Raw genomic sequence first — 11,916 nt, 5'->3', positions numbered from 1 at the left:
GCGCCCCCTTGAGGGGGGCCGCCCAGGTGGGAAGCGCCGCAGGCGCTTCGGGGGTGGGCTACCCCTTTGGGTCACACCTCTTTACAGCGCAGCGTCAGCCACGCCAGGGCATCGCCCTCGACCAGCGGCGACAGGCGCTCGAACACCGTCTTGTGATAGTCGTTGAGCCAGGCGCGCTCGTCGTCGCGCAACAGCGAAGGCTCGATGCAGCGCGTATCGATCGGGCACAGCGTCAGCGTCTCGAAGCACAGGAACTCGCCCAGTTCCGAGGTCAGCCAGCTGCGGTTGGCCACCAGGTTCTCGATGCGCACGCCCCAGCGGCCCGGACGGTAGATGCCCGGTTCGTTGGAGGTGATCATGCCCGGCTCCATCGCCGTGTGCGGGCCGGGAGCCGCGCGGTACGAAATCACCTGCGGGCCTTCGTGCACGTTCAGGAAATAGCCCACGCCGTGACCCGTGCCGTGGCCGTACTCGGCGCCGCCTTCCCAGATCGGCGCGCGCGCGATGGCGTCCAGCATGGGCGACGGGGTGCCGCGCGGGAAGGACGCGCGCGACAGCGCGATCATGCCCTTGAGCACCAGCGTGAAGTCGACCTTCTGGTCGGCGCTGGGCGCGCCCACCGCGACCACGCGGGTGATGTCGGTGGTGCCGCCCAGATACTGGCCGCCCGAGTCGATCAGCAGCAGGCCATCGCCTTCGATCACGGCGTGCGATTCGGCGGTGGCGCGGTAATGCGGCATGGCGCCGTTGGCGTTGAAGCCGGCGATGGTGGCGAAGCTGGAACAGACATAGCCGGGCCGGCGCGCGCGGGCCGCGGTGATCTGTTCGTCGATGGTCAGCTCGGTGATGCGTTCCTTGCCCAGCGCGCCTTCGAACCAGGCGAAGAACTCGCACAGCGCCGCGCCGTCCTGTTCCATGGCCTGGCGCACATTGGCCAGTTCGGCCTCGGTCTTGCGCGACTTCAGCAGCGTGGACGGATTGATCGCCTCGACGCGCGGCACGTCCGGATTCATGGCGTGGAACACGCCGCAGGTGACGCGGGCCGGGTCGATCAGCAGGGTCTGGTCCAGCTCCAGCGAGCCCAGCGCCTCGGCGGCCTGGGCATAGCCAGCGACGTCCACGCCGTCCGCGGCCAGGACGGCGCGCAAGGTCTCGTCCACCTTGCCTTCGGCCACGAACAGCGTGGCGTAGTCCAGGCCGACCAGCGCATGGCCGACGAACACCGGGTTGTAGTCCACGTCGGCGCCGCGCAGGTTGAAGAGCCAGGCGATGTCGTCGAGCGTGCTGATGAAATGCGCGTCGGCGCCATGCTTGCGCATGGCCTCGCGCACCTGCGCCAGCTTGTCGGCGCGGCTGACGCAGGCCTGCGGCGCGACGTGTTCGTAGATGCGTGCGTCCGGCAGGCCGGCGCGGCCTTCCCAGATGTCGTCCAGCAGGTCGGCGCCGATCTCCAGCGAGGCGCCCGACGCGGCGGCGGCGGCCGACAAGGCGCGGAAAGCCGCCAGGCCCAGCACCTGTCCGTCCACGCCGATGCGCTGACCCGCCCGCGTGTTGGCGGCCAGCCAATCCACATGGCCGGGCGTGGTGGCCAGCGCGATCTTCATCAGCTGCACGCCGGTGCCGGCCAGCTGCGCCTCGGCCTGCACCCAGTAGCGGCTGTCGACCCACAGGCCGGCGAAATCGGCCGTGACCACCAGCGTGCCCACCGAGCCCGTGAAGCCCGACAGCCAGCGCCGCCCCTGCCAGCGCGCCGGCAGGTATTCGGACAGGTGCGGGTCCGAGGACGGCACGATGTAGGCGGACAGGCCGCGGCGGCTCATGGCCTGCCGCAGCAGGGCGATACGGGCATCGGTACTGGACATGGGAAAGGGATCCTCAACGCAACATGAAAGACATGGCGGCCAGGCTGTTCAGCGTGCGGACGGCCGACTGCATGCTGTCCGTGGTGAACGTCAGGGTCACGCCGTCCACGCGCTCCAGCGTGGGCCACATGCAGAACAGGTCGGCCAGCGCCGGGCTCTGCGTCTGCAACCGGCATTCTATAGGCGCGGGGATGCGGAAAGGAACCGCCTTTTTCAGGTTGCGCACGGCCGTCTCGGCGGCGGCCGCGATGGCGCGGCGCGAGGCCGCCGGCGACAGCGTGACGCCGCTGCCCTGCCCGTGCGCCACCTTGGTCTGCACCCATTGCGCGCCGGGGAACAGGTCCGAGGTTTCGCTGATGAAGACGTCGTCGCCGGTCGCCAGGATCACGGGCACGCCCATCTCGCCGGCCAGCGCGCCATACAGGCCGGCCTCACCCAGCTCCATGCCGTTGATGAACACGCGAGCGAAGGCGAAGCTGTTGATGGTGTGGGCCAGGATGCCACGCCCCTGCGAACGCGAGTGGTAGCCGATCATGAAGACCGCGTCGCAGCCCTCTTCCAGCCCGCCCATCATGCCCAGGTAGCGCGGCTTGCCCAGCACCAGGCGGGCGCGCTCATCCAGGCCGTCGGGCAGCAGATTGCGGAAACCGCCGTGCGAATCGTTGACCAGAATGTCCTCGGCGCCGCCGGCGATGGCGCCCTGCACGGCGGCGTTGGCCTCGGCGGTCATCCAGGCGCGGGCGCGCTCGTATTCGCCGTTGCCGGCGCGCACTTGCTCGGAATGGAAGACGCCGGCGACGCCTTCGATATCGGTGGAGATCAGGATCTTCATGGAGTCAGTCCTAGGGATGTTCAGAATGCGGAATCAGCGAGCCATTGTTGCCATTGCGGCGCGGCTTCGCGGATGCTGGCGCGGCGATGGCCATCGCGGCCGGTCACGCTGTCAGCGCGCCAGAGCGCGGCAATGATGGCCTGCTCGCAGGCCTGCGCCGCCGCCTCGAACAGCGGGTCGATGCGGGTTTCGTGCAGCATGGCGATCGCCGGCATCGGCCGGTCGGCCAGCTGCGGCACGGTGTAGGCGGTGGAAAAGGCCAGCGCGATGTCGCCGCTGCCATGGCCGAACACCGAGCCGGTGCGGGCCAGGCCGGCGCCGGCGCGCAGCGACAGGCGGCGCAGCTGGCGCGCGTCCAGCGGCGCGTCGGTGGCCAGCAGCAGTATGATCGAGCCCTTCTCCGGCGTGATCACGGCGTTCTCGCCGGCCTGCGCCAGGCTGGCGTCGAGCTGTTGCGACAGCCGGCGGCCGAACGGACGGCCGGCCACGGTCAGGTTGGGCAGGCGGCCGAAGTTGGCCAGCACCAGCGCGCCCACGGTGTAGCGTTGGCCGGGCTGGACCTCGGCCAGGCGCGAGGCCGAGCCGATGCCGCCCTTGAACGAAAAGCAGGACATGCCGCGCCCGGCGCCGACCGCGCCCTGCGCCATCCGCTTGCCGGCCGCGGCCAGCGCCTGGGCGTAGTGCGCTTCCTGCACCGCCATGGCCTGGATGTCATTCAGGTAGCCGTCGTTGCACTCGAACACCAGCGGATTGACCGTGGACAGCTCGCGGCCAATGGCGGGATTGGCTGCCACGGCGGCGCGGATCTGCGCGTTGGCCACGGTGCCCACGCCGAAGGTGTTGGTCAGCGCGATGGGCGTTTCCAGCACGCCCAGCTCCTGCACCTGCACCAGCCCCGTGCTCTTGCCGAAGCCGTTGAGCACGGTGGCGGCTGCGGGCGTCTTGTCCACGAACGGGTCGCCGGCGTGGGATTACTTGCGGTCGATCTTGGGATCGAGCGCGTCGCGCAGGCCGTCGCCCAGCAGGTTGAACGCCAGCACGGTCAGGAAGATCGCCAGCGCCGGGAAGATGGCCACGTGCGGCGCGATCACCATGTCGGCGCGGGCCTCGTTCAGCATCGCGCCCCACTCGGGCGTGGGAGGCGAGGCGCCCATGCCCAGGAACGACAGGCTGGCCGCGGTGATGATCGAGGTGCCGATACGCATCGTGCCGTACACCACGATCGGCGAGATCGTGCCGGGCAGGATGTGGCGCATGATGATGGTCCAGTCGGACGCGCCCACGCTCTTGACCGCTTCGACGTAGGTCATCTGCTTGATCGACAGCGTGTTGCCGCGCACCAGGCGGGCGAAGGCCGGCACGCTGAACACGGCCACGGCCACGATCACGTTGACCATGCTGGAGCCCAGGATGGCGACCACGCCGATGGCCAGCAGCATGCCGGGGAAGGCCAGCAGCACGTCCGAGACGCGCATGGTGATGCGTTCCCACCAGCCTTCGTAGTAGCCCGCCATCAGGCCCATGAAGGTGCCGACGATGGCGCCCATGAAGACGGACAGGAAGCCGGCGGCCAGCGAGATGCGGGCGCCCATCACGATGCGGCTGAAGATGTCGCGGCCCAGCGAGTCCACGCCCAGCCAGTGGGTCAGCGAGGGGCCGGCGTTGAGCGCGTCGTAGTCGAAGAAGTTCTCGGCGTCGAACGGCACGATCCAGGGGGCGAAGATCGCCACCACGACCAGCAGCAGGACGAAGATGCCGGCGCCGACGGCCAGCTTCTGCTTCTTGAATTTGCGCCAGAACTCTGTGGCGGGCGTGCGCACGTCGTTCTGGGAAGCGGCGGCGATGGTAGTGGCGGATGTCGTATTGCTCATGGCCGCCTCACTTGTAACGGATGCTGGGATTGATGACGCCGTAGAGCACGTCGACAATCAGGTTGATCAGGATGAATTCCAGCGAGAACAGCAGCACCAGGCCCTGGATCACCGGATAGTCGCGCTGGGTGACGGCGTCGACCAGCAGCCGGCCCAGGCCGGGCCAGTTGAACACGGTCTCGACCACGATGGAGCCGCCCAGCAGGAAGCCGAACTGCAGGCCCATCATCGTGACCACCGGAATCAGCGCGTTGCGCAGCGCGTGCTTGATGATCACGCGGCGCTCGGTCAGGCCCTTGGCGCGCGCGGTGCGCACGAAGTCTTCCTGCACCACTTCGACGAAGGACGCGCGGGTGAAGCGCGCCATCACGGCGGCCACCGCCGCGCCCAGCGTGATGGACGGCAGGATGTAGTGTTGCCAGGTCGAGGCGCCGACGGTCGGCAGCCAGCCCAGGTTCACCGAGAAGATCTGCATCAGCATCATGCCCAGCGCGAAGGCGGGGAACGAGATGCCGGACACGGCCAGCGTCATGCCGAGGCGGTCGGGCCAGCGGTTGCGCCAGACGGCCGAGACGATGCCGATGATCATGCCGAAGGCGACGGACCAGACCATGCTGGCGATCGTCAGCCACAGCGTGGGCATGAAGCGGTCGGCGATTTCTGTCGAGACGGGGCGCTTGGTACGCAGCGAGGTACCCAGGTCGCCTTGCAGCATGTGGCTGAAGTAGCGCACGAACTGCTGCGGCAGGGGCAGATCCAGCCCGAGTTCCTTACGCACGAGTTCGACGGTCTGCTGGTCGGCCTCCTGGCCCGCGGCCAGTCGCGCCGGGTCGCCCGGAAGCATGTGCACAAACAGGAACACGACCACGGCCACCAGCAGCAGCGTGGGGATCATGCCCAAAAGACGTTTGACGATGTAGGTCAGCATTGAAATTCCTGCGACAGCGGCGGGAACGTCATGTTCCCGCCGCATGCGGCCTAACTGTGGGGCCTTGCGGCCCCGGGGGTTACTGCAAGGTTTACTGCTTCAGGTCGATGTCGCCGAACCAGAACGAGGTGTCCGGTTCCACGTACACGCCCGACAGGTTCTTCGAACGGACGTACAGGTTGTTCTGGGTCACCAGGAAGGCCCACGGGGCGTCCTTCCAGATGGTTTCCTGAACGTTCTTGTAGATCTCGGTCTTCTTGGCGCGATCGGTCGTGGCCAGCGCTTGCTGCACGCCGTCGTCAACCGCCTTGTTCGAGTAGTACGACACGTTGTTGAGCACGGGCGGGAAAGCCGGCGTGGTCAGCAGCGGACGCAGGCCCCAATCGGCCTCGCCGGTCGACGAGGACCAGCCGGCGTAGTACATGCGGACCTTGGCTTCCTCGGGCTTCTGCACCTGCTGCACGCGCTGCACGCGCTGGCCGGATTCCAGCACTTCCACCGACACCTTGATGCCGACCTGGGCCAGCTGCTGCTGCAGGAACTGGACCGCCTTGACCGACGTGCCGTCGTTGTAGGCCGACCACAGCGTGCTTTCGAAGCCGTTGGGGTAGCCGGCTTCGGCCAGCAGGGCCTTGGCCTTCTTGATGTCATGCGGCCAGGCGCCGGTCTTGTAGGCGTAGTCCACGCCCTGCGGCACCACGCCTTCGACCACGGAGGCGTAGCCCGAGAACGCGACCTTGGCCAGCGCTTCCTTGTTGATGGCGTAGTTGATGGCTTCGCGCACCTTGGGGTTGTCGAACGGCTTTTGCTGCACGTTCATCGACAGGTAGCGGGTCATGATCGAGTTCTGGTGATCGATCACGTCCAGCTTGTCGTTCTTCTTCAGCACGGCGGCCTGCTCGAACGGCACCGGGAAGGCGAACTGAGCCTCGCCGGTCTGGACCACGGCGGCGCGCGTGTTGTTGTCGGTGACGGTGCGGAAGGTCAGCGTGTCGACCTTCGGGTAGCCCTTCTTCCAGTAACCGTCGAACTTCTTGACCTTCAGGTATTCGGCCGGCTTCCATTCGACGAATTCGAACGGGCCGGTGCCCACCGGGTGGAAGCCGATTTCCTTGCCGTACTTGGCCAGCGCGGCCGGCGAGATCATCATGGCGGCCGGGTGGGCCAGCGCGTTGATGAAGGCCGAGAACGGCTTCTTCAGCGTGATCTTGATCGTCAGCGGATCCACCACTTCGGTCTTCTCGATGACGCTGAACTGGATGTAGCGCGACAGGCGGTTGTCCGGGTTGGCCGGGCGGTCGAAGTTGATCTTGACGGCTTCGGCGTTGAAGTCGGTGCCGTCATGGAACTTGACGCCTTCGCGCAGCTTGAACGTGTAGACCAGGCCGTCTTCGCTGACGGTGTAGTCGGTGGCCAGCACCTTCTGGACCTTCAGGTCCTTGTCGAACTCGAACAGGCCTTCGTAGTAGGCCTTGCCGGCCGCCTGGTTCAGGGTGCTGTTGGTGTTGTACGGATCGAGCGTTTCCAGGGCGATGGCGACGGCAAACGTCACGTCCTTGGAAGCGTGCGCCAGCGGCGAACTGAGCATGCCGAAAGCCACCGCGGCGGCGGCCATCAGCTTGGTGGGGCGCAAAACTTTCATCATTGCAACTCCTGGTTCCGTGAGGAAGCTATGGGGTTTGTTGGAAGAAACTTCAGATATGGCACAACTGCACGGCGCGGCCGCTCAGTACGCGCCGCCAACGGGGTGGCGGGCGACGAAGTGGTCCTTGCCTACCTGCACCAGCGGCTGCACCACCGGCTCGTCGCCGAGCTTGCGGATCGGGCTGGGAATTTCATCGGACAACAAGGTGCGCTTCATGTGGCGGCGCGCCGGATCGGCGATCGGCACGGCCGACATCAGCTTCTTGGTGTACGGGTGCTGCGGGTTCTCGAAAATCTCGCGGCGCGGGCCGATCTCGACGATCTGGCCCAGGTACATCACCGCCACGCGGTGGCTGACGCGCTCGACCACGGCCATGTCGTGCGAGATGAACAGGAAGGCGATGCCCATGTCGCGCTGCAGGTCGATCAGCAGGTTCACGATCTGCGCCTGGATCGACACGTCCAGCGCCGACACCGATTCGTCGGCGATCACGACCTTGGGATTCAGGGCCAGGGCGCGCGCGATGCAGACGCGCTGGCGCTGGCCGCCGGAAAATTCGTGCGGATAGCGCTGCGCCACCTCTGGCGGCAGGCCGACGCGCTCGAGCAGTTCGGCGACACGGCGTTCGGCCTCCTTGCCCTTGGACACGCCGTGCACCAGCAGCGGCTCCATGATCGAGAAGCCGACCGTGACGCGCGGATCGAGCGAGGCGAAGGGATCCTGGAACACGAACTGGATGTCGCGGCGCAGCGATTGCAGCTCGCTGTTCTTCAGGCGCACGATGTCGCGGCCGCCGAAGCGGATCTCGCCGCCCTGGCTTTCGACCAGGCGCAGCAGCGAACGGCCGGTGGTGGACTTGCCGCAACCCGACTCGCCCACCAGCGACAGCGTCTCGCCGGGGTACAGGTCGAAGCTGACCTTCTCGACGGCATGCACGCGGCGCTGCACGCGGCTCATGATGCCGCCGCGCAGATCGAAGCGCGTGACCAGGTCGCGCACGCTGAGGATCGGTTCCCTGCGCGCGGCCGGCACTTCCTGGGTGCTCGCGGCGGCGGGCTCGGCCACGGGCTGGGCCTTGCCGTCCACCTGCAGCAGCGGAAAGCGGGCCGGCAGGTCGGTGCCCTGCATGGCGCCCAGCTTGGGCACCGCGGACAGCAGCGCGCGGGTGTAGGCGTGACGGGGATCGGCGAACACGCGTTCGGACGGGCCTTCCTCGACCTTGTCGCCGCGATACATGACCAGCACGCGGTCGGCCACTTCGGCCACCACACCCATGTCGTGGGTGATGAACACCACGCCCATGTGCATTTCTTCCTGCAGCTGGCGAATCAGTTGCAGGATCTGGGCCTGAATGGTCACGTCCAGCGCGGTGGTCGGCTCGTCGGCGATCAGCAGCGCCGGCTTGCAGGCCAGCGCCATGGCGATCATGACGCGCTGGCGCATGCCGCCGGACAGCTGATGCGGGAAGCGATCCAGCACCGACTTGGCCTCGGGAATGCGCACCTGTTCCAGCATGCGCAGCGCCTCGGCGCGCGCGGCGGCGGCATCCTTGCCCTGGTGCTGGCGGATCGATTCGGCGATCTGGTCCCCGGCGGTGAACACCGGGTTCAGCGAGGTCATGGGTTCCTGGAAGATCATGGCCATGTCCGCGCCGCGCACATTGCGCATGACGCGCTGGCTGGAATTGACCAGATCGACCACCGTGCCGTTGCGCCGGCGCAGCGCCATGTTGCCCTGGGCGATGCGGCCGCCGCCGTGCTCGACCAGGCGCATCAGCGCCAGCGAGGTCACCGACTTGCCGGAACCGGACTCGCCCACGATGGCCAGGGTCTCGCCCCGGTCCACGTGGAAGGACAGGTTGCGCACGGCTTCGACCGTGCGCTCCGAGCCGACGAAGCGCACCGTCAGGTCGTCGACCTGGACCACGCGGTTATCCGGCATCGCCAGGCTGTTAGCGCGATCAACCATCTTTCTTCAATCCCCAAAACTCGAAAATTCCGCCGCCCGGCTTGGCCGGACGGCGGTGTAAAAAGCCCTGCGCGAGCCTGCCGCCCCCACGGGGGGCGCTGCGCGCCTTAGCGGTAGATGGCCACGACGGGCTCTTCGCCCACCCGGCCATAACCGCGGTACATGCCTTCGGTGTTGAACGGCAGGGCCACGTTGCCCTGCGCGTCCACGGCCACCAGGCCGCCCTTGCCTTCGATCGTCGGCAGCTTGTCCATCACGACGCTGTCGGCGGCCTGCGCCAGGCTGGCGCCGGCGTATTCCATCTGCGCCGCCACGTCATAGGCGGCAACCATGCGGATGAACATCTCGCCGGTGCCGGTGGCCGACACGGCGCAGGTCTTGTTGCTGGCATAGGTGCCGGCGCCGATCAGCGGAGCGTCGCCGACGCGGCCGATCTGCTTGTTGGTGATGCCGCCGGTGGACGTGGCCGCGGCCAGGTTGCCCTGGGCATCGACCGCCACCGCGCCCACCGTGCCGAACTTCTTGTCGGCGTCCAGCGGGTCGGCCGGCGCGGGCTGGCCGCGCGCCACCATGGCCTGGCCGTCATGGTCCAGCACGGCGGCCTCGGGCGTCTCGCGCTGCACGCGCAGCAGCTGCTCGCGGCGGGCTTCGGTCGAGAAATAGGACGGGTCAACCAGCTCCAGCCCTTCCTGGCGGGCGAAGTCCTCGGCGCCCTCGCCCACGAAGAACACGTGCTTGCTGTTCTCCATGACCTTGCGCGCCGCGAAGATCGGGTTGCGCACGCGGTGCACGTTGGCGATGGCGCCCGAGCGCAGCGTGGCGCCGTCCATGATGGCGGCGTCCAGCTCGTGCGTCGCGGCGCTGGTGAAGACCGAACCGTGGCCGGCGTTGAACAGCGGGCAGTCCTCCAGCAGGCGCACGGCCTCGGTGACCGCGTCCAGGGCGCTGCCGCCGGCGGCCAGCACGGCCTGGCCGGCTTGCACGATGGACTTCAGCGCGCCCAGGTACTCCTGTTCTTTCTCCGGGGACATGGCCGCGCGGGACATCGCGCCGGCGCCGCCGTGAATGGCGATCACGGGTTGAATCATCGTTTACCTACTCCATGTATGAGCCACGGCATCACGGACTGGGTCACCCCGGCCGCGGCCGCGACGGAATTCTTGGCGCGATAGGCCACGGCGGCCGACAGGGCTTCGATCAGCCCCAGCGCCGCGGTCTCGGAATTGGGTATCAGCTGGCGCGTCGACACCGCGTACAGCACCACGGACGCGGCGGGCGCCAGCGGCGACGTGGGCTTGTCGGTCAGCACCAGCACCGGCACGCCGGCCTGCTTGGCCGCATTGGCCAGCGTGACCGTGTCGGCCAGGTAGCGCGGGAAGGCGATGGCGATGACCAGATCCTTGCTGGTCATGCGCGACATCTGGCGGGCGGCGTGGGATACGCCGCCGGGGCCGGCGAGCGACTCGACCGAGTGCAGGTGCATGCACAGGCCGCGTTGCAGCATGCCGGCCAGGAAGCCGCTGGCGCCGAAACCGATGATGAAGACGCGGTCGGCGCCCAGGATGATGTCGACGGCCTGCTCGCAGGCCTCGGCGTCCAATCCTTGCAGGTTGCGCTGGGCGTTGCGGATGTCTTCTTCCAGCGTGGCGGCGAAGATCTGCACCGCGCTGGCCGAATGCGCCAGCTCGGTGCGCAGCTTTTCCACGGGTTCCAGCGCGGCCTCGAAACCGCGCGCCAGCTCGGCGCGGAACTGCGGGTAGCCCGGCAGTTCCAGCGCCCGCGCGAAACGGTTGGCCGTGGCCACCGACACGCCCACCGCCGCGGCGAATTCGTCGATCGTCATGGTGGCGACGCGGAACTGGTGCGCCAGCACGTACTCGGCCATCTTGTGCTGGGTGCGGCTCAGCGCGGGCTGGGCCCGGGCGATCCGATCAGCGATCGTGAGTACGGCTTTGTTCATGGGGAAGCGAGCGGAATGGCGCGGAAAACGTGGCAGAAAATTATGTAAATTCGTTTACAGATAAATTTTAGATAAGAAAATAGATTTTCATACTAGGGGTATACCCGTGATTACTTGTAACAAGCCGCCGAAAATCGGGGGCGGTCTGCGGTACGCTAACGCGGCTCCCCTCGCGGCGGCCACGCCCGAACCCCGGACGGCATTCGCCGCCGCTCTCCACCCTGGAATTCCCCCATGCCCGCCTGGACCTGCAAGCCCCACGCCGACCTGACCACCGCCGAACTCTACGCGCTGCTGACGTTGCGCTCGGTGGTGTTCGTCATGGAGCAGAACTGCCCCTACCTGGACATGGACGGTCAGGACCTGCAAGGCCAGACGCAGCACCTGATGGCCTGGAACAATGGCGCGCTGGTCGCCTACTGCCGGCTGCTGGAACCGGCCCGCAACGAAGGCCGGGCCGTGATCGGCCGGGTCGTCACCGCGCCCTCGGCGCGCGGCGCGGGCCTGGGCCATGAGCTGGTGCGCCGCGCCAAGGAGGAAATCCGCCGCGTCTGGCCGGGCCAGCCCATCTACCTGAGCGCGCAGGCGCACCTGCAGCGCTACTACGGCGCGCACGGCTTCAAGGCCGTGACCGAGGAATACATGGAAGACAACATCCCGCACATCGGGATGCTGCTGGATGAGCCGGCCTGATCCTACCGGGCCAACAATGAAGAAAGCCCGCGAGAGCGGGCTTTCTTCCACTAACACACGGCGGCGCTTATCACTTCACCGCCGACACATCCAGCCTGGCCAGCGTCTTGGACTGGATCTCCTGGACCGTCACGCCCGGCGCCACTTCCAGCAGCTT

Annotated in this window: 9 protein-coding genes and 2 pseudogenes; 1 reads left to right on the top strand and 10 read right to left on the bottom strand. The window is 67.5% G+C overall.

The window, feature by feature from the left end:
- Positions 1–71: 71 nt before the first annotated feature.
- The 9 genes and pseudogenes from AC6LJ5_RS28575 to AC6LJ5_RS28535 all read right to left on the bottom strand — a co-directional run bounded on the left by AC6LJ5_RS28575 (position 72) and on the right by AC6LJ5_RS28535 (position 11,066).
- On the bottom strand, positions 72–1,862 hold the full coding sequence (locus tag AC6LJ5_RS28575) for an aminopeptidase P family protein (RefSeq protein WP_498142275.1): 1,791 nt from the start codon (positions 1,860–1,862) through the stop codon (positions 72–74).
- Positions 1,863–1,875: 13 nt separating this feature from the next.
- Positions 1,876–2,694: a M55 family metallopeptidase gene (locus AC6LJ5_RS28570; protein WP_103273185.1), complete on the bottom strand. Its 819-nt coding sequence runs from the start codon at positions 2,692–2,694 to the stop codon at positions 1,876–1,878.
- 20 nt (positions 2,695–2,714) lie between these two features.
- Positions 2,715–3,662 (bottom strand): annotated as a pseudogene (locus AC6LJ5_RS28565) (P1 family peptidase); the annotation flags it as partial.
- A 3-nt stretch (positions 3,663–3,665) separates the two neighbouring features.
- Positions 3,666–4,565 (bottom strand): glutathione ABC transporter permease GsiD, encoded by a 900-nt coding sequence (gene gsiD, locus AC6LJ5_RS28560; RefSeq protein WP_498142274.1) that lies wholly within the window; start codon positions 4,563–4,565, stop codon positions 3,666–3,668.
- 7 nt (positions 4,566–4,572) lie between these two features.
- Positions 4,573–5,493: a glutathione ABC transporter permease GsiC gene (gsiC, locus tag AC6LJ5_RS28555; RefSeq protein WP_103273182.1), complete on the bottom strand. Its 921-nt coding sequence runs from the start codon at positions 5,491–5,493 to the stop codon at positions 4,573–4,575.
- A 91-nt stretch (positions 5,494–5,584) separates the two neighbouring features.
- Positions 5,585–7,138, bottom strand: a complete 1,554-nt coding sequence (gene gsiB, locus AC6LJ5_RS28550; protein WP_498142273.1) for a glutathione ABC transporter substrate-binding protein GsiB — start codon at positions 7,136–7,138, stop codon at positions 5,585–5,587.
- Positions 7,139–7,219: 81 nt separating this feature from the next.
- A complete protein-coding gene (locus tag AC6LJ5_RS28545) occupies positions 7,220–9,106 on the bottom strand; it encodes a dipeptide ABC transporter ATP-binding protein (RefSeq protein WP_103273180.1) in 1,887 nt (628 codons plus the stop codon).
- A gap of 107 nt (positions 9,107–9,213) precedes the next feature.
- On the bottom strand, positions 9,214–10,194 hold the full coding sequence (locus AC6LJ5_RS28540) for an isoaspartyl peptidase/L-asparaginase family protein (protein ID WP_498142272.1): 981 nt from the start codon (positions 10,192–10,194) through the stop codon (positions 9,214–9,216).
- Positions 10,191–11,066: a MurR/RpiR family transcriptional regulator gene (locus tag AC6LJ5_RS28535; protein ID WP_103273178.1), complete on the bottom strand. Its 876-nt coding sequence runs from the start codon at positions 11,064–11,066 to the stop codon at positions 10,191–10,193. The genes AC6LJ5_RS28540 and AC6LJ5_RS28535 overlap by 4 nt, the downstream gene beginning before the upstream one ends.
- Positions 11,067–11,300: 234 nt before the next feature.
- Between AC6LJ5_RS28535 and AC6LJ5_RS28530 the strand changes: the two genes are divergently transcribed.
- Positions 11,301–11,759, top strand: a complete 459-nt coding sequence (locus tag AC6LJ5_RS28530; RefSeq protein WP_498142271.1) for a GNAT family N-acetyltransferase — start codon at positions 11,301–11,303, stop codon at positions 11,757–11,759.
- 70 nt (positions 11,760–11,829) lie between these two features.
- Here AC6LJ5_RS28530 and AC6LJ5_RS28525 read toward each other — a convergent pair.
- A pseudogene (locus tag AC6LJ5_RS28525) lies at positions 11,830–11,916 on the bottom strand (succinyl-CoA--3-ketoacid-CoA transferase); the annotation flags it as partial.

Source organism: Achromobacter sp. 1011791174 (assembly GCF_059760925.1).
The sequence above is the reverse complement of the archived record's forward strand: the minus strand, read 5'-3'. Positions and strand labels throughout refer to the sequence as shown.